This is a genomic window from Candidatus Marimicrobium litorale (genome assembly GCF_026262645.1).
Taxonomy (GTDB): domain Bacteria; phylum Pseudomonadota; class Gammaproteobacteria; order Pseudomonadales; family Halieaceae; genus Marimicrobium; species Marimicrobium litorale.
Genome location: NZ_SHNO01000001.1, coordinates 1,183,116 through 1,200,911 on the forward strand (window position 1 = coordinate 1,183,116; position 17,796 = coordinate 1,200,911).

Consider the following 17,796-nt stretch of genomic DNA (forward strand, 5'->3'; position numbering starts at 1 on the left):
TTCTTTAAGCGATTCGTTGACTGTGGATTACCCTGAGCCCTCGAGTCGCCACAAGATCTCTTGCTTCAGCCTGGCGATTCCGATTACCTCTGTAGCAGCAGAGCTGCGTGGAGAGTGCACCCTGATTACCAGCACATCAGGCTGACTCTGTAAGCGACTCACCGAGAGATAATGCAACCACAAAGGCCGGGGCTCGCACGGGGCATATCCGCGAGAGATACCGATTAATTCTGCCCGTGCGAAACTCCATAGAGGCTCTCTCGCGTCAGCGAATACTACTCGTCCAAGCCACGCTGGCCAGCATGCAGCAAAATATCGGCTTCTTGAGAGAAGAACGGTGGTGGCTCTGCTCCGGTGGTCTCACCCGCATCAATGACCAGAGTATGTCCGGTCACATAGCGGGCGTCGTCACTGAGCAAGTACAGTATACCGTTGGCAATATCCTCAGGCATGCAGGCAAAACCCAGGGGTGAGCCTGCGGCTATAAAATCGGCAGTGGTTTCCGGATTATTGTCGCCAAGAGCGCTCGTCATAGGCGTTACCGTGCCTCCGGGGGCAACTGCATTAACGCGTATCCCCAACCTCGACAGCTCACAGGCGGCGCTCTTGGTAAGACCTATAACACCATGCTTGGCCATAGTGTAAACATGGGGCCCTAAACCGCCCATCACGCCCGCCGTGCTTGCAAGCGAAACGATAGCGCCGCGCTTCTGAAGTTTCATTGCCCTCGCTGCATGTTTGGTGCCAAGAAAAACCGCCCGAGACAATATTGACATTGTGTGATCAAACGCCTCAGCGCTAGTCTCCATAATCGAGCCTATCGCTCCGACAACACCGGCGTTGTTTACCATCCCCGTTAGAGGACCAAACGTTTCACCGGCACAATCCACTGCACCGGCAATATCCTCCTCTCGAGTCACATCGGTATGGTGAAACACCGCAGCGGCGCCCAGCTCAGAAGCCAGTGCCCGCCCCCGGTCATCCTGCAGGTCGGCAATCACTGCGCTGCCTCCCGCGGCAACGACAGCTCGTACGGTTGCCTCTCCGATACCACTGGCACCCCCCGTTACGACGACACACCCACCATCAAGTCTGGTCATAAATCACTCCTCAATCAGCTCGTATTCTCTTATACTCTGACTCGCATCAGGCAAACCGCCAAAAGCTCGCGCCGCAAGGCAAACCGCATGCGGTTCATCACGTTACCATCTCGTTCCCTTCCCTATAAGGCTAATAGATGAAAAAACATGTCGCGCGTTGGCTGCTCGGCCTTTTCGGCTGGGATATTATCGGCGATCGCCCCGACCATGCCCGCTATGTGCTGATCGCGGCACCGCACACCTCTAACTGGGATTTCCCCCTCATGCTGCTATTTGCCGCAGCCTTCGATATTAGGGTTTCATGGATGGCGAAGCATGGGTTGTTTCGCCCGCCATTCGGTGCAGTAATGCGCGCCTTGGGGGGTATATCGGTGAGACGGCATGAGCAAAACAATCTTGTTTCGCAACTGGCCGAGCAGTTCGAACAACAGAAGCAGCTTGTACTGGTGGTTCCGACAGAGGGCACCCGAGAGTGGTCTGATCACTGGAAGTCGGGCTTTTACCGGATCGCCCTCGCAGCCAAGGTGCCAATTGTGCCTTCATTCCTCGACTTCAAACGCCGACAGGGAGGCTTTGGGCCGGCGCTCTTGCCCAGCGGCGATGTAGAAGCCGACATGACATATTTCAGGGGCTTTTATCATGGCATGCAAGGAAAATTCCCGGAAAAGTTCGGTCCCATCAGACTGCAGGAAGAAGACGATAGGGCATGAACCCAGCGGCTTGGCGCTTCTGTTTGATCCGAGTACGGTATAAGCTTGCGCAAACCCACGTAGAGGCAGCGACATGACTGAAACAGTCTCCGCGCAAGCAATCATAGATATCCCGCTGAATGAGGCCTGGGAAAAGCTCAGCGATATTTCAGTGGCTCACCATTATGTGCCCGGGCTAGTAAAGACGGAGATCATAACTGATCAGCGAACCGGTATCGGCGCTAGCCGCTACGTCTATCGAAGCGAGAAAAGCTATATCCAAGAAACTGTTGAGGAATGGCAAGAAGACGAGGGATTCCTCATTAGGCTCCACAAGGGGGAAAAACCGGCTCCTCCGTTTCGCGAGGCCTGGTTTCGCTACGCTCTTTCGCCGCAGGGCCCCCACTCCACCCTGTTCATCGCGCAGATGCGTTACGACATGCCCTGGGGCCGTCTCGGTCAGTGGCTGGGATCGAAAATGGCGGGCTTTGTGCAGTCAACCATTGCGGATGTCGCCATGTCGATGAAGCTTTATTACGAAACAGAGCAACCTACCACCTCCGGCGCCCTCAAAGCCTATAAGGCAGCGCAACGTTAGGCTGACACTCAGAACGTTCGTTTCACGGTGAAAGAGACGTTGTCTCTATCCTTGATATAAGCCGCAGGACCAAATTTCTGTGGGCCAAAGAAAAAGTTGTAATTCAGCGCCATGCTCCAGGTCTGGTCCACATCAATTGCAAAGCCAGCGCTGCCGTTGCCCACGCGTTCATTACCGCCCGCCGAATTGGGTGCCTGCTTGCCTTTGATGGCATAGCTGATACTCAGCGGCGTGGTAAGATCCCAGCCTGGACGAACCTGATACCACGTCGGCGCAAAGATAGCGCCAATGTGCGTGTTCCAGTCATCCTCATTGATCAGCGGATTGGCCTTATCTTCAAACTGTCCATAATGCAGTAGACGCGAAAATGTCATCTCTACAATATAACGGCCACCATCCCATATCCCCCAGTCGGGACTGAGAAAACCAAGACCATTCACAATAATGTGTACCGTATCTCCGGTCGGACCCGGGTAACGATCTCCGGGGTTCACATCGTCCGCACTGTCATAAGGTTGCGTAAGCGAGGCTTCCTGCCCAGGGTTGAGCGCATTGTTGTTGCGGTAAACAAAATCCGCTCCCCAGCTGATGTCCCACATCTGCTTGGACAAAGACACCCCGAATGTATCGATATCATCCTTGTACACCCAGCCATAGCGACCGATGAGCACCGCGTTGGCATTCGCGGCCAGTGCCAACTCATCTGCGCCTAGATTGTCGCCCGCCGTAGTCGAGTAGAGACCGCTGGTCAGGCGGTCGGTATTGTTCAAGTAAATGAATGCGGTCTCCAGATCCAGCGACTCGAAGTAATACTGAATATTGATACCCCAATCGCCAGAATCACGGCTCTTGTAGTCAGTGGCAATAAACCCGGCACGCGATGACGTTTCATCGCCAGGCAAAACGGTAAAAAATTCGGAATTCTCCGTTAAGACTTCCGCCAGGCTGAAGTAGGTTCCGCCCTCTGGCCAACGCAGAGGCTCAAAGCCGGTGGCATAGTATGCGCTGACCGAAAGCTTGTCAGTGAACTGCCAGACTGTCGAAATTTTCTCATTTGGGATAAAGAGCTCCTTGACCTCTGTACCGGGAGCACCGAACCCCTTGGAGACGTCGATCGCCGCCATGGATCCCGCAAAACCATGTATTGCACCAATGGTCAGAAAACTCTGGCCCCAATAAAGCGTGTGACGTCCTATGCGCACATTCGCGGCAACATCGCCCACGTCGAAGTTTGCGAAGAGAAAGGCATCCAACAGTTCCGAACCGCGGTAATGGAGATCCTTCGCTTTACTTGTCCACTTGCCAGGGCCCACTGACAATGAGCCCCACGTGGAATCCGCCGCCGGGAAGCCCTTTGTAGGACCCGTTCTTGGTCCATTATTATGGCCACTGTACCCGTGGTCATACCAGGCGGCGGCACTGACTCGGAAACCCAGCGCATCTTTCCAGACAAGATCAAATTCAGACAATAGATCAACCCGCTCGCTGACAAATTTATCCTTGCGCACTGAATAGGTACTGTCATCCGCCACTGCCGCTGCGGCAGAAGGCACCGCTCGCTGAGGATCGTATACAGACGGATCCTGATTCTCTACGCGGTACATCAGGTTACCCTTCAGGCGGTTGTCCCAACGGATTGCCCAATCGTCAGAGGTATCGAATTTGAAAGCCTGTGCCTGCAGACTGACACTGGCGGCAACCGCCAGTAACGAGAAAGAAATCAGCTTTTTCATGTTTCTGCGTCCAAATTTTTGTTTGCTACGATAGCCAAATCGGGGCGCCGCACGTGTGCGAAACCCCTGCGGTATTTCGTTGCGGTATGCCCCCGATTAACCGCGCGGATTCTACCGCACAACGGTCATCGCGCCAATATGTAATCCTGACACAAGCACGGGAGAAACGTATCAAGCTTCCTCCGCCACCTTGGCAGGTTTTATCAGGAAGACAGCCAATGCCGGCATCAGAATCAGAGCGCCAAACATATTCCACAGAAACATGAAGGTAAGCAATATACCCATATCGGCCTGGAACTTGATAGGCGACAGGGACCAGGTAATCACGCCTGCTGCCAGGGTGACGCCTATGAGTGCCACCACCCTGCCGGTGAAATTCAGGGTTTCGTAGTAGGCGGTGGTAAGGTCCTTACCCTCCTTGGTCTTGGCCAGTATTACGGTCAGGACATAGAGCGCATAATCCACACCGATACCCACACCCAGCGCGATCACAGGCAGAGTCGCCACCTTGACACCGATGCCCAACCAGACCATCAGCGCTTCACAAAGAATGGAGGTCAGCATCAAAGGCAGGACGGCGCAGACCACGCCAGGGATAGACCGGAAGGTCAGTAAGCACAGCAAAATAACCGCACTGTAGACATAAATAAGCATCTCCCACCAGGCTCGGGACACCACTATATTGGTCGCTGCCTCAAACCCTGCGCTACCCGCTGCACCGAGAAAATCGATCTCTGTCGTTGGCCACTCCTCCTTAAACACCGTCAGTGCGTCCACGACACCCGTCAAGGTAGCGGCCTTGTGATCCGACAAATAAACCAACATCGGCCAGACCGAACAGGCCGGATCAACGTAGTCAAGATTAGTCAGCTCGGTCACGGCGAAATTGATCGTGTCCTGATTACGAAACAGGGCCGTCCATTTGGGGAAACCTTCGTTGATACCCATCATGATATCGCGGGTCGCTACGTTCAGGCCTCTCACGTCCTCGACCCCGTCAAGCTGCAGCAGGCGCCATTCCAACTCATTGGCCAGGCTCAGGCCCTCGAATAGCACACACTCATCTGGCGCTGTTTTAACGATTACCGCAAATACGTCATTACTGACCGAGTAATTTTCGATGGTATAGGCGACATCTCGGTTATAGCGCGAATCTGGATGCAGTTCAGGCGCCCCTGGATCCAGATCACCGATCTGTAAATCCTTGGACACGTAGAAGCCACCGATCGCCAGCAGGACGCTGATCAAAATGGCAGCAGCCGCGGGCCCCTTGCGTGTAAACGACAACAGGAACCGCCACAGCGCGTGCATATCCTCCGGGCCCTTGGGCGGCCTGCTTGCACGCTCGGCACAGCGCCTGCCAACGCCTGTGTAGGACAAAGCTACTGGAATCAGAATCAGATTGGTGAATATAAGTACTACCACCCCAATACTCGCGGTGATTGCCAAATCCTGGATCACAGGGATCAGGATCAGCATGAGAACCGCAAAACCCACACCATCAGACAACAGGGCTGTCAGCCCCGCGAGAAATAGACGACGGAAGGTGTAACGCGCTGCGATATAGCGATGTGTCCCTCGGCCTATATCCTGCAGCACTCCATTAAGTTTTTGTGCGCCGTGGCTCACGCCAATGGCGAACACGAGAAAAGGTACGAGGATCGAAAACGGGTCCAGCTCAAAGCCTAGAGTCGAAAGAATACCCAACTGCCAGGTTACCGCGATCAATGTGATAAAAATCACCATGACCGTGGAACGAATGCACCGTGTGTAAAGAAAGAGCAACAACGTAGCAATCATTACCGCGATGGCGAAAAACCCTATCACTGCCAGCAAACCATCGAGCAGGTCACCCACCAACTTCGCGAAGCCCGTTATATGTATTGTCTTATCCGGGTCGTCCCCCGCGAATTGCTGCCGTATTTCCTCCAGCCTGTCACTCAGTTCGGAATAGTCGATGCGCTCGCCTGTCTCGGGGTTTTTATCTAATAGCGGCGCGATTATCGTCGCGGATTTAAGATCATTACCGACCAGGTCTCCAACAATACCGGCACGCAGCATATTGATGCGCACCTGCCCTATCGAAGCCGGTGAATCCGCATCAAAATCGCCCGGAATCACTGGCCCACCTTCAAATCCCTCCTCGGTCACCATGCGCCAGCGTGTATTCGGCGTAAAAAGGGATTTCATCCCGTTGCGATCCACTCCAGGGATAAAGAAGATCTCATCGCTCAGCGCTTCGAACAGTCTGAGGTTTTCAGGCGTAAACAAGGTGCCCTCTTCAACAGAAAGCACAATACGCAGGTTATTCCCGAGCCCCTTAAGCTCGCCCTTGTTATCCATGTAATTGCGAACGAATTCATGCGCCTTGGGCAGCGTTTTTTCAAAGCCAGCCTGCAACTGAATCTGGCTGGCCTGAAAACCCAACACCAGTGTAATCATGGTGCACAGAAGTAGGACAGCACCCCGGTTATTGAACACCAACCGTTCAAGCAGAGACCCCGATTGAAAGTCAAAGTCAGCGAGATTCGCGATGACCGGCAGATCTGACTGTTTTCCGTGTGCCATTAATGAGACTCCGCGGTCGATTATTCGGGCAGTTTAAGGTGAGTTATGCCTTTCGGACCACCGACCAGAAGCGAACCCGGCGAACCTTCAGCCACAGCGTATATGCGGCCGCCAGTTCCTATCGCGAGTCCACGAAAACTGCGCCCGTCGTCTTCGCTAATCAATATCTGCCCACCGATCGTAACGGCTACCAGCCTCCCATCAGCAAGGCGGGTAGAATCGACTACCGCAGCGGACGGCGGTTTCTTGACCGGTGACCAGGTCTCGCCCTGGTCCTCAGTTCGAAACATCCTTCCGCGTAATCCGCCGAGGACAAGACTACCCTCCGCGGTATCTATCACGGTAAAAAAGCTGCCGTTGAAGGGAATGTTCTCGACCTGCTCCCCGGACCTTTCATTAATATCGCCAATAATAAAAAGTCCGGCTTCGCCACTCAGAAAAAAGCGACCCTCCTCCGGCAGAGGGGCAAAGTCAAAGATGTGGTAAAAGCCATCGTTCTCAACATTATGCATCACCGGCTGCCACGTTTTACCCCCATCTATCGTACGCAACAGCATGCCGTAGGCGCCTCCGACATGACCGAACTTATCCGTGTGAAAGTGCACACCAAACAGGGGCTTGTCAGCCCCCTGAGAAATCGCGAACTGCATTTCCTCAACAAGATAAGCGTAAAGATCATTATCGGGTTCCGCCTCAGCCATCGGCTCGTAAAACTCAAGGCCCTCTTGCCCATAGCGCAATCCGTCAAATTGCTGCTCCCAGGTCTCGCCCCCGTCCATTGAGTGCAGGATTACCCCCTCATGACCCACTGCCCAGCCCAGTTGCGAAGTGGGAAAATCAATATCAACGATACTACTGCGCACGGGTACTTTCGCCTGAGTCCAGGTTTCGCCATCATCATCGGAATAAAGAATATGGCCTTGATGACCCGTGGCAAAATGCCGCTCATCAAACTTCTTGATGCTGTATATCAGTGATGTCGGAGCTAGTTCACTCGGCACAGCTGGCAGTTGCAACACATCGTAGCCAGCAGCGCTCGCACTTGCGGTTAAAAACAGGGAGAAGACCATAAAAAAAATATTTGATGCCATATTATTCTAACTTCCGATGTACTCATTTCCCGCGCCGCGGGATTATCCGCAAAGTGTATACCGGGCACCGCCCGCACGCGCTATTTTATACGGTTAGCCCTTGGCTAGGCAATGCAGCGGTCACGCCGTATCGAGCGTCTGCGCGGCCGCATCTCGTATGAGGTCAGGAATACACAGGAGCCAGATTTCAGCAGGGCAAGCGCGCTCAGGCAGCCACAACATGTTTGAGCAGCGCACCGTAGCCGCTGAAGGCAGGCACGCCGTCAAGCGCATGTCGGCTTTTTAAAAGCTCGCGCAACGCTCGCAGCCTGTAACAGGGCACGCTCGCCATAAAATGATGCTCGAGATGATAGTTCACACCGTTGGGCACCATGGTCAACCGCTGCCACCAGGGCGCGTCTACGGACCGGGTATTCAGGCGGGTGTCAGGGTTGTAAAGATCGGGCACAGCGGCATGCTCTGCGACCTGACGAACACGAATGATCAGCATGAAAAACGTCATATAGGCAGTGACCCATAACAGGTATGCCCACGGTATACCGAAAGCGCTAAGCGCGAAAAACAGCAGCACTTGTGCAAGGAAGGGCTTAAAGTAGGACCGGGCCAAAGCAAGGTCACCACCTTTTATGGCATCGATGAGGCGCACCGTCATGAATACAATCAGCCTGTAGCCCGTTCGCCCGGTCAGATCGCGCGTCACTTTGCGCTTCAAGCTCTCGCGCGAAATCGGATACGCCTGATAATTGGACAAATCGGGATCTGCTTGGGTGCCAGCCTTGCGGTGATGCTCCAGGTGTCCGCGTGCATAGGAAGGCTGATCATTCATAATCGGCAGCGCGCACAGCCACTGACCGACAGAATCATTCAGGGGCTTGCTGTTGAAAAACGTGCCATGCCCGCAATCGTGCATCAGCACGGCGAGCCCCATCTGGCGCCCCGCAAGCAGGATCACAGCCAGTATGAGGACAAGCGGGTTCGGCCACATCGCGACAACAAAAAAAATGGCCGCGATCAACAGCCAGTTCCCCAACAATATACCCCCTGCGCGCCAATCACTCCTACGCGTCAAATACACCACTTCGTCCCGAGACAGATAATCGCTCACCTTCATCGAGTACTCCTCTTCCGCTCCGCACTCTAGCGATGCGGCAACGCATCCGCTAACCTTTAAGCAGCTCAGGGGCCAGATTTTGCATCTGTCTGCGGATGCCGTCGCGCCAGTCTACCGAAGTCTCCCCAATCAATGAATGCATCTTTTCCAGATCGATACACAGGCTTCCAAATGCCTGGGGGTTGTCTTTGAAAACTGGCTCGAATCCGGTGAGTTCCGAGAGATATGCGCACCACTCCTCAATACTGACTTTCTGTGACCCGCCAAAATTCACCGTAGTGACGTCGGTGGAGGCCGCGCCCAGCAAGTAGGGTATTTTCTCAATATAGTCATCCGCATGCAGCGGATTATAGTAATTAGGCTTGTCCGGGTGCAGATCAATCGCTATGCCCTGCTGCATCATCAGCATGTGATAGTACATCCAGCCGCCGTTATCTCCATAGGGAACGCTGAGCCTCGCTATGGTTGTTGGAATGCCATGTTCTCTCGCGACAAACCGGCAAACTGTCTCCGCCGCGATTTTTGAAATACTGTAGGTCGGAAACATGACACGGTGATTGTCTCCCAGGGGCGCGTTCTCGCGCCGCGGTTCATGGCCGACATATTCGTAAACCGCTGTCGACGAGAAATGCAGAAAAGCTTTCACCTTACGGCAATGCACCATCAGGTGCCCAAGCCCCTCTGCGTTTGCTGCGAGGTCGTATTCAAAATCACCGCTTTTTACCACAGCAAAGTTCATTACATAGTCGAAGTCATCGGGCAGGCCGGTCAAACTCGTTGAGTCTGCCAGATCAGCCTGCAAAGCGGTCGCGCCAAGACGCTCGATCTGCTCGCGCTGCTCCGGCTGCCGGAACCGGGCCAGTGCGTAAACATCAGCAATCGATGAAACTTGCTCCACTAACGGCAATGCCACTTGACCGGTCGGGCCTGTCACCAGGATTTTTTTACCGGATAAATCCACTGGACTTACTGTCATTATCGCACTCCTCAATAGAACCATTAGCCCAGAGCTGTCGACCGCCTTTGCGTCAACACCGGGTGAACACAACCGCAAGCACTAAACGTTGTCCGCTGAACCCTCGCCATCGCAGGGCCCTGTCGCTGATTTCTTAACAGTCAGGCGCCAGCTTGAGGCGGTTCGCCCACAAGCACGACGCCCCCCTCTCCAGCAACAACGTCACGCCTCAATGCTTAAGCACTCACGTGCAACCAATGGAAGTCTGCGACAGCACTGTTGGCCAAGCCAGGCTAGACCTCGAGGGCCCGATACCCCAGACCGTCGTCCTCCGCCAATAACTGACCGAGTTGCTCCAGTTGCTGCGTAGCATTACCCAATGAAAAGCTGATCAGCTTCGCCATCAGGAAAAACCGATGAATGGGGTACTCCACATCCGCACCCATGCCGCCGTGCAAATGCTGAGCGGTGGAGACAACGCGGTGAGCCGCGTCACAAGCCCACCACTTGGCAATACGGACTTCGGCCCGGGCATCGACGCCCTCACTCAAGCGCCACATGGCAAGCCAATAAGTGGAGCGAATACCCTCTACGTCGATATAACTGTCTGCCATTCGCATGGCCAGTGCCTGAAAAGTACCCAGGGGTATGCCGAATTGCTTGCGTTCGCTAACATACTCCGCTGTTCTGCGCATCGCTTCCTCGGTAACGCCTACCTGCAGGGCACAATGGCCAACATTGGCGTGCTGCAGTAGCCATTCCAGAATCTCCTCGCCCTGTCCGGGTGCGCCCAGAGCGGCCTCTGCACTCAGCTCCACGCTTGCCAGCGCCAGATTCGCCGCGCGCTCGCCGGACAGTCCGATATCAACTCCCTTGACGGTAACGCCCGGCAACGCAGTGTCGACAATAAACATCGTTGTCTCGCCCTCCTCACACTGCGCAGGCACGAGTATATAGTCCGCAACAGCACCATCGGGCACGGCGGAGCGCTCGCCGGTCAATACCCACTGTTCGCCCTGCCGCGACGCCCTGACCTGCGTGGCCACCGCCGCATTCATGCCGACCTCGGCAATGGCCGCGCTGAGCTTGCATGCCCCCTTCGCGAGCTCACCCAAATAACGGGACTGCTGCTCTTCAGTGCCAAACTCCGCAATCGGCAGCCCGCCCAAAACCAGCGACGCGTAGACCGGGGTCGGTGCAACACGTCGCCCCTGTTCCTCGAGGATCAGGCACAACTCCACTAGTCCAAGGCCACTGCCACCGCAGCTCTCGGGTACGGCTATACCCAGTAATCCCTGGTCGGCAAGGGTCTGCCAGAGACTCTCGTCGTAGGTCTTGCCGGAGCGCGAAAAGTCGAGCAGAAACTCATCCGTTGCACGATCGGTGAAAATCTGGAAAGCGAGTTCCCGGATTGCGTTTTGGTCTTCGCTGAAATTGAAATCCATGTTCTTTGCCTCAGTGAGTCCTGACCATCGGCGTCAGGTTGCGTGTGTAATTGAGCTGTTGTTGATCAGGATTTTCAAGAAACAACGCCCGGTAAAACATGATGCTGAGTAACTCTGCAAACTGCTCTGCGGACAGGTCGGCTGCGCGCAGGGTGTTGCTCTCATTTATAAAATATTCGCGGAGCAGACCTTCGCCGATGCCCGCGAGGGAATACACGGTGAAGAGCGCCTGATGCGGCCGAAATTGAACGTCAGGGAACAGGCCCGGCATCAGGTCAACAAGCCACATCAATTGGTTGCGGTAGTTTTCGCGCAACAAGCTTGAAAATTCTGGATCCTCGTCACCCAACTGCAACAAGCAGCGCAATATCCCGGGTCGCTTCGCGTAGCTGCGAACGATGACCAAATTGTGTGCGAAGATACGCGCATACCAGTCACCCTTGGGCACATTTTTTTCCACTGCGCCCGGGTCGCTGCTCGCCATGGCGAAATCAGTGAGCACTTCCCGGGTGAGCGATTTCAGGTCGCTAAAGTAGTGATAGAAAAGCCCCTGGGCCACGCCCGCCTCCGTCGTCACGTCGGCAATACGCATTTTGTGGTAGCCGTCGCGCTCCAGCACACGCAATGCCGCCGCTTTCAAACCCGCTCGCGCGCGCTCCCCGCGGGCACTGCGAGCACCCGGGTTTTTCTGTTGCTTGGTATTTACCGTCGACATATTCAATAAAATAGTTGAATTTGAATTCAAAATCAATATTATATGACCTATAGTTTCTGAGGGGTACTGACATGTTCGTTGACTACACAGAGCACCAGCGAGAATTGCGCAAGGAATTTCGGGATTATTTCACCAACCTGATCAAGCCTGAATACCGCGAGGAGTTGCGCAACGCGGAAAGTGGCGACTTGTACAAAACGCTCATCCGAAAGCAGGGCGAGGACGGTATGCTGGCCATCGGCTGGCCTGAAGAATACGGTGGTCGCGGCTTGACTGAAAGCGAGCAACTCATCCGCTATGAAGAGGCATTACTGGCGGGCGCGCCCACCCCTTTCGTCACGCTGAACACGGTGGGCCCTGCCATTATAAGTCAGGGTACGGAAGCGCAGAAAAAACGATTTCTGCCAGGCATTGCCGCCGGCGAGATGCATTTTTCTATCGGCTACACAGAGCCCTCTGCCGGCACTGATCTCGCGGCACTGAGCACCTCTGCGGTAAAGGATGGAGACCACTACCTGGTCAACGGCAGCAAAATTTTTACCAGCGGGGCGGAGGGCGCCGACTTTGTCTTCCTCGCTGTACGCACTGACCCAGATGTCAAGAAACACAAAGGTATCTCCATATTGGTCGCCTCCACCGAGGATCCAGGATTTTCTCGTGGGTCTATTGAAACGCTTGGCGGTGTGCACACCAACGTCACATATTATGACAACGTGAAAGTGCCGCTTGACATGATTGTCGGGGAGGAAAACGGCGGTTGGCGACTGATTACCGAGCAACTTAACCACGAACGGGTAGGACTGGCTGCCTGGGGCATTCAGGGCTGGAAGCTGTTCCGGGACGCACTGGCCTGGGCACGCTCAACACAAACAGCAGACGGCAAGCGCGTGATTGATGATGCGAGCGCCCAACGCAACATTGCAGAAGTTTACGCTCACCTGGAGGCAATGCGGGTGATGAATGCGCGCATGGCGTGGCAATTGGACCAGCAGGAAATGAACCCGGTTTTTCCATCTGCCATCAAAGTGTACTCGACGGAAATAATGATTGAGATATGTCGATTGCTGATGGACGTCGTTGGCCCTCATTCTTTGATCGCGGCCGGCAGTGACGGCAATGTCATACACGGTAATTTGGAGCACGAGTACAGGCGCGCCACCATCAACACCTTTGGCGGCGGCGTAGTCGAAGTATTGCGCGGACTGGTTGCCACGCACGGCCTGGGAATGCCTTCGCACAGATAGGATGTAGCCCGCATCGAGGGGAAGCGCAATCGCTACATCGCATAACCAGATTGAGCTTGCGCCCATACCCCTCTTTCAGTCACATTAGCCCTGAAAGATGGGGCAGGTGAACCTGCCGCTTGCACTTTAACGAGGACTACCTTTCGATGAATGAACAAGAACAAAAAGCGTTCGAAGACGAGATCTATGCTTTCGTGGGGCAGATTGTATACCCCACCACGCCTGCTCCCGATAATATAAACGAGACCATGATCCGGCAATGGTCAGAGATCCTCGGCGAAACCAATCCCGCCTATCTCGATGCCGACTGGGCCGCAAATAGCGCCCGCGGCCACACCATCGCTCCTCCGGCCATGATGTACGTCTGGGGCCAGGAAGGTTTTCAGGTCACCAAGGGACGCGCACCCAACGCGATGTCTACCTTGGTAGAGACTTTCAATCGGCACGGCTTTACCGGCGTCCTCGGTACAAACGTAAAGCAGCAGTACATGAAAGAAAGCGGTATTGGTGACAACATCTCCGTACACATGATCATCGACAATATTTCCGAGCGCAAAACAACCGCTCGCGGCACCGGTTACTTTTTCGAAACGCTGTCCACCTTCACCGACCAGCACGATGACGTGGTGGGAACACAGCGCTTCAAGGTATTGAAGTTTGTTCCCCAGGAGCAACCAGCTGCAGTGAGTGATGACAGCGCGCTTGCAGTACCCACACGCATACCTTCACCCCGCGGGCACGACAACAAGTGGTGGTGGGATGCCTGTGACGAGGGCAAGGTGCTGATTCAGCGCTGCAAGAACTGCCAAACATTGCGTCATCCGCCACGGCCCATGTGCGGAGAATGCCAGTCCATGGAATGGGATTCTATTGAATCGACACTCGATGGCGAAATCATGTCCTACACCTGTTTGCGTCATCCGGTGATTCCGGGCTATCCCAAAGATCCAATCTGCGCGGTTATCAAGCTTGGCGAAGGCACACATTTCGTCGCTAACATTGTTGGCTGTGAGTATGAGCACCTTCATATAGGCATGAAAGTCAAAGGCAAGGTCGAACAGGTAGACGAAAAAACCGTGCTGCCGCAGTTTTACCCGGTCTAGAGGAACAAGAACAATGAGCGAATACAAAACACTCACTGCAGCCGACGTTTCCGTCGGAGATAAACTACAGTCGACCGATATCGATATCTCAACGGGCCTTGTCGTCTGCGGCGCACTAGCGACACGTGATTTCGAACCCGTCCACCACAGTAAGGCTGAAGCGCAGGCCGTGGGCCTCCCGGACGTCTTCATGAACATTCTGACCAGCCAGGGGCTGATGACGCGCTTTGCGACCGATTGGTCTGGACCAGAGGCCAAAGTGAACTCTATCGACCTGAAACTCGGCGCGCCCAATATTCCCGGGATGGTAATGGCTATGACCGGAGAGATTACCGCTGTCAATGGTGACACCGTCGACATTAACATCCTCGGAGAAAATAATATCTGGGGCATGCACATGCAGGGCACTGTTCAACTCACTCTGCCAAAGGAGGCATAGCCGTGGTTGCAAATATCAAAGACAAGACGGTTATCGTCGGAGCGTACAACACCAAGTTCAGCAAGAACTCTGGCGTATCCGAGCTTTCCCTGGCAGCGCAGGCGGTAAAGGGCGCGATCGATGACGCGGGCCTCAAGCCCGAAGATATCGACGGTATGGCAACGTTCACAATGGACAGCAACGATGAGATCGAGGTCGCCCGTGCGGTGGGCTGTGGTGAACTGACTTTTTGGGGACGCTCTCACTACGGCGGGGGCGCAGCGACCGGCAGCCTGCATCAGGCTGTAATGGCAGTCTCTACCGGCATGGCTGAATGTGTTGCTGTGTTCAGGGCGCTGAACGGCCGTTCGGGGCACCGATTTTCTGATGGCGTATCAGGAGCGATCACAACTGCAGATGCAATTCACTGGGGCTGGTATATGCCCTATGGCCTGCTGACGCCTGCTAGCTGGGTTGCCATGTTCACGCAGCGCTGGATGCACAATACGGGTGTGACAAGAGATGCTCTGTTCGAAGTAGCTCATGCAACCCGCGAGTACGCAGTCAAGAATCCGAACGCATTTTTTTATGATCGTCACTTCGACCGGGAAGAATACGACAACGCGCGCATGATTGCAGACCCCCTGCAGCTCTTTGATTGCTGCCAAGAAAGTGATGGAGCCTCTTGCGTTATTGTCACAACGCCTGAGCGCGCCAGAGACCTCAAACATCCCGGAGTCAGCGTGCGCGGCGTTTCCCAAGCGGCAGCTCCGGACCAGGAACAAATGACGTCGTTTTATCGCGAAGAATTCGCAGGTATCCCAGAGATGGAAACGGCGGCTCGCAACTGTTATGAAATGAGTGATTTGACCCCGGATGATATCGATGCAGCGGTAATTTATGACGCATTCTCACCTATCGTGCTCTGGCAGATGGAGGCATGGAATTTTTGCGGTCATGGCGAATCCGGCGATTTCGTTCTCGATGGTGCAATGCGTCCGGATGGGCGCCTGCCCTGCAACACGCATGGAGGTCAGTTGAGCGAAGCGTACATCCACGGCGTCAACGGCATTGTCGAGGCAACAAGGCTGGTACGAGGCACTTCCCTGAACCAGCCTGACAAAGACGTTAATCACGCTCTGGTCACGTCTGGTGTCGGCATACCGACCGGTGGAGCCATTCTGGGCAAAATGAACTAAAGGTTGCGCGGAAAAACTAATGATAAATCTGGCCACGACCCGCGGTAGAATGGCGCGCATTATGCTTCGAGACTGCGAGTGATCTGTTAACTTGCCCGCATGAGTTTACCCTGCCAGCACACAATAAAACGTGGACTCAACCAGTGCTTGGGCACGATATCAAAGGAATCTGCAGTGTGAAAAAGAGCAATCCGCGCGTTAATTCAGGCCGCATACTACCAGCCATGATGGTCTTTATGACCCTGTTTCTCAACGCCTGCAGCGACAGCAGTAACACTAGTTCGTCAGCATTGAATACATCCTCTCTCGGCGTTCCCGGGGCGAGCAATGGCAGCGTTTTGCCTGTTACTGCAGCACGCGTAGAGGGGCCAATCGACGGAGCCCCTGTCTTGGTCGGCACATTTATCGACCTCCCCGGTCTGGGGTACACCACAGAGACCGAGTACCTCGTTTCGGGGAAAGCAAGCGCCTATGTCAACGTGAACGAATTGCAAACCGACGGCAAATGGGAAATAGCGGCAAGTGAGACAAGTGATTACAAAACCCGTGTCGTCGTCATAAGGCCGACGGACGCTGCTGCATTCAACGGCACGGTCATTATGGAATGGCTGAATGTCTCAGCAGGCTTCGACTCACCTCCTGACTGGCTGCAGGCCCACACTGAAATCATCCGCAGCGGATTCGCCTGGGTCGGTGTGTCGGCGCAAAAAGTTGGTGTCGATGCGCTGATAGACGGCACGGCTTGCGCAATCAACCCCACGTGCGTTGGTCCAGACCGTTATGCCAGCCTCGCACTCGATCACCCCGGGGATTTTTATTCCTATGATATTTTCTCGCAGGTCGCGCAGGCACTGAGAACGCCCGGTGCGACATCTCTACTGGGGAAGCTTGAGGTAAGCCACATCATAGCGGCAGGTGAATCACAATCTGCTGGCCGTATGTTGACCTATGTCAACGCCTTCGCTCCCGTACACGCCATGTTTGACGGCTATCTTGTGCATAGTCGTACAGCGGGCAGCGCGGGTCTGCAACAGGAAGGTATTGGTATTTGTGACGTCGCAATTCCCACGCCGGACATTGTCAACGTCAGGGACGACCTCGGCGTACCGACAATCATGCTGCAAACAGAAACCGATCTTTTCATCCTTGGATCCTATCCGGATAACCAGGACGACAGTGATAACTTCAGACTTTGGGAGGTCGCTGGCACCGCACATGCAGACCTCTACACGTTTTTACAAGGCCGCCAGGACGATGGCACTGACCCCTCGTTCACTGCAGTAAGCGAAGAGCAAATCCCCGTAAACTTCCCTCCATTTACGGTAATCGACTGCACCCCGTTTCCGGTCAACTCCGGTCCACAGCGCCTGGTGGTCAATGCGGCTTTCCGCGCCCTGCACAACTGGATTGTGGATGAAATTCCGGCACCGCGAGCCGACAGGCTGGAGGTAGCGGGCAATCCAGCCGCTTTCGTCAAGGATGAATTCGGTAATACCCAGGGCGGCGTCCGGACACCCTACGTGGACTCACCAATCGCGATACTGGAAGGCGAAGGCCAGCCGCAGAGCGACTTCTCTGAGGTAGAAGGCAACTGCGACATCAATCTAGACAACGTGAACTTCTGCTTCCTGTCCGGTACCACATCTTTGTTTAACGCAAACACTCTCAGTACCCTGTATCAGAGTAATGAAGCATATATCGAAGCCCTGAATACAGCGACCGACGAAGCCGTGAGCAAAGGTTTCTTGCTGCCTGAAGATGCCGCACTGATCAAGGCAAACGCGGCAAATTCGAACATTTTCGAAAATGCTCCCTGAGTTATATCGC

At 54.6% G+C, this 17,796-nt stretch carries 15 protein-coding genes; 7 read left to right on the forward strand and 8 right to left on the reverse strand.

Going from position 1 to position 17,796, the window contains the following annotated elements; all coding sequences use genetic code 11:
- Nucleotides 1–275 precede the first annotated feature (275 nt).
- Nucleotides 276–1,100 (reverse strand): SDR family oxidoreductase, encoded by an 825-nt coding sequence (locus EYC82_RS05390; RefSeq protein ID WP_279248522.1) that lies wholly within the window; start codon nucleotides 1,098–1,100, stop codon nucleotides 276–278.
- A 137-nt stretch (nucleotides 1,101–1,237) separates the two neighbouring features.
- Here EYC82_RS05390 and EYC82_RS05395 point away from each other — a divergent pair, with 137 nt between their 5' ends.
- Both EYC82_RS05395 and EYC82_RS05400 read left to right on the forward strand, forming a co-directional pair.
- A complete protein-coding gene (locus EYC82_RS05395) occupies nucleotides 1,238–1,810 on the forward strand; it encodes a lysophospholipid acyltransferase family protein (RefSeq protein WP_279248523.1) in 573 nt (190 codons plus the stop codon).
- A gap of 73 nt (nucleotides 1,811–1,883) precedes the next feature.
- Nucleotides 1,884–2,387: an SRPBCC family protein gene (locus EYC82_RS05400; protein ID WP_279248524.1), complete on the forward strand. Its 504-nt coding sequence runs from the start codon at nucleotides 1,884–1,886 to the stop codon at nucleotides 2,385–2,387.
- Between the two features lie 8 nt (nucleotides 2,388–2,395).
- On the opposite strand, the gene EYC82_RS05405 is transcribed toward EYC82_RS05400, so the two are convergent.
- The 7 genes from EYC82_RS05405 to EYC82_RS05435 form a co-directional block, all read right to left on the reverse strand.
- Nucleotides 2,396–4,120: a DUF1302 domain-containing protein gene (locus EYC82_RS05405; protein ID WP_279248525.1), complete on the reverse strand. Its 1,725-nt coding sequence runs from the start codon at nucleotides 4,118–4,120 to the stop codon at nucleotides 2,396–2,398.
- A gap of 171 nt (nucleotides 4,121–4,291) precedes the next feature.
- Nucleotides 4,292–6,688: an efflux RND transporter permease subunit gene (locus EYC82_RS05410; RefSeq protein WP_279248526.1), complete on the reverse strand. Its 2,397-nt coding sequence runs from the start codon at nucleotides 6,686–6,688 to the stop codon at nucleotides 4,292–4,294.
- A gap of 20 nt (nucleotides 6,689–6,708) precedes the next feature.
- Nucleotides 6,709–7,779 (reverse strand): WD40/YVTN/BNR-like repeat-containing protein, encoded by a 1,071-nt coding sequence (locus EYC82_RS05415; protein ID WP_279248527.1) that lies wholly within the window; start codon nucleotides 7,777–7,779, stop codon nucleotides 6,709–6,711.
- A gap of 205 nt (nucleotides 7,780–7,984) precedes the next feature.
- Nucleotides 7,985–8,890 (reverse strand): fatty acid desaturase family protein, encoded by a 906-nt coding sequence (locus tag EYC82_RS05420; protein WP_279248528.1) that lies wholly within the window; start codon nucleotides 8,888–8,890, stop codon nucleotides 7,985–7,987.
- 49 nt (nucleotides 8,891–8,939) lie between these two features.
- Complete coding sequence (locus tag EYC82_RS05425) at nucleotides 8,940–9,866, reverse strand: NAD-dependent epimerase/dehydratase family protein (RefSeq protein WP_279248529.1); 927 nt, start codon at nucleotides 9,864–9,866, stop codon at nucleotides 8,940–8,942.
- Nucleotides 9,867–10,138: 272 nt separating this feature from the next.
- Nucleotides 10,139–11,290, reverse strand: a complete 1,152-nt coding sequence (locus tag EYC82_RS05430; RefSeq protein WP_279248530.1) for an acyl-CoA dehydrogenase family protein — start codon at nucleotides 11,288–11,290, stop codon at nucleotides 10,139–10,141.
- Nucleotides 11,291–11,300: 10 nt separating this feature from the next.
- Nucleotides 11,301–12,035, reverse strand: coding sequence for a TetR/AcrR family transcriptional regulator (locus tag EYC82_RS05435; protein ID WP_279248531.1), 735 nt, complete (start codon nucleotides 12,033–12,035; stop codon nucleotides 11,301–11,303).
- Between the two features lie 41 nt (nucleotides 12,036–12,076).
- On the opposite strand from EYC82_RS05435, the gene EYC82_RS05440 reads away from it, so the two are divergent.
- The 5 genes from EYC82_RS05440 to EYC82_RS05460 all read left to right on the forward strand — a co-directional run bounded on the left by EYC82_RS05440 (nucleotide 12,077) and on the right by EYC82_RS05460 (nucleotide 17,786).
- A complete protein-coding gene (locus EYC82_RS05440; protein ID WP_279248532.1) occupies nucleotides 12,077–13,249 on the forward strand; it encodes an acyl-CoA dehydrogenase family protein in 1,173 nt (390 codons plus the stop codon).
- Between the two features lie 146 nt (nucleotides 13,250–13,395).
- The gene (locus EYC82_RS05445; RefSeq protein ID WP_279248533.1) at nucleotides 13,396–14,352 is read left to right on the forward strand and encodes a bifunctional MaoC family dehydratase N-terminal/OB-fold nucleic acid binding domain-containing protein; all 957 of its coding nucleotides are present in this window, start codon (nucleotides 13,396–13,398) and stop codon (nucleotides 14,350–14,352) included.
- A gap of 13 nt (nucleotides 14,353–14,365) precedes the next feature.
- Entirely contained in the window at nucleotides 14,366–14,791 is a 426-nt protein-coding gene (locus EYC82_RS05450; RefSeq protein ID WP_279248534.1) for a hotdog family protein, read from the forward strand.
- 2 nt (nucleotides 14,792–14,793) lie between these two features.
- Nucleotides 14,794–15,969, forward strand: coding sequence for a lipid-transfer protein (locus tag EYC82_RS05455; protein WP_279248535.1), 1,176 nt, complete (start codon nucleotides 14,794–14,796; stop codon nucleotides 15,967–15,969).
- Nucleotides 15,970–16,145: 176 nt separating this feature from the next.
- Nucleotides 16,146–17,786 carry an alpha/beta hydrolase domain-containing protein gene (locus EYC82_RS05460; protein ID WP_279248536.1) on the forward strand — a complete coding sequence of 547 codons (1,641 nt, stop codon included), beginning with the start codon at nucleotides 16,146–16,148 and terminating at the stop codon, nucleotides 17,784–17,786.
- Nucleotides 17,787–17,796 lie beyond the last annotated feature (10 nt).

Excerpts from the sequence above, each read along its gene's own strand:
- EYC82_RS05390 (WP_279248522.1), bottom strand. The coding sequence starts at position 1,100 with ATGACCAGACTTGATGGTGGGTGTGTCGTCGTAACGGGGGGTGCCAGT.
- EYC82_RS05395 (WP_279248523.1), top strand. The coding sequence starts at position 1,238 with ATGAAAAAACATGTCGCGCGTTGGCTGCTCGGCCTTTTCGGCTGGGAT.
- EYC82_RS05400 (WP_279248524.1), top strand. The coding sequence starts at position 1,884 with ATGACTGAAACAGTCTCCGCGCAAGCAATCATAGATATCCCGCTGAAT.
- EYC82_RS05405 (WP_279248525.1), bottom strand. The coding sequence starts at position 4,120 with ATGAAAAAGCTGATTTCTTTCTCGTTACTGGCGGTTGCCGCCAGTGTC.
- EYC82_RS05410 (WP_279248526.1), bottom strand. The coding sequence starts at position 6,688 with ATGGCACACGGAAAACAGTCAGATCTGCCGGTCATCGCGAATCTCGCT.
- EYC82_RS05415 (WP_279248527.1), bottom strand. The coding sequence starts at position 7,779 with ATGGCATCAAATATTTTTTTTATGGTCTTCTCCCTGTTTTTAACCGCA.
- EYC82_RS05420 (WP_279248528.1), bottom strand. The coding sequence starts at position 8,890 with ATGAAGGTGAGCGATTATCTGTCTCGGGACGAAGTGGTGTATTTGACG.
- EYC82_RS05425 (WP_279248529.1), bottom strand. The coding sequence starts at position 9,866 with ATGACAGTAAGTCCAGTGGATTTATCCGGTAAAAAAATCCTGGTGACA.
- EYC82_RS05430 (WP_279248530.1), bottom strand. The coding sequence starts at position 11,290 with ATGGATTTCAATTTCAGCGAAGACCAAAACGCAATCCGGGAACTCGCT.
- EYC82_RS05440 (WP_279248532.1), top strand. The coding sequence starts at position 12,077 with ATGTTCGTTGACTACACAGAGCACCAGCGAGAATTGCGCAAGGAATTT.
- EYC82_RS05445 (WP_279248533.1), top strand. The coding sequence starts at position 13,396 with ATGAATGAACAAGAACAAAAAGCGTTCGAAGACGAGATCTATGCTTTC.
- EYC82_RS05450 (WP_279248534.1), top strand. The coding sequence starts at position 14,366 with ATGAGCGAATACAAAACACTCACTGCAGCCGACGTTTCCGTCGGAGAT.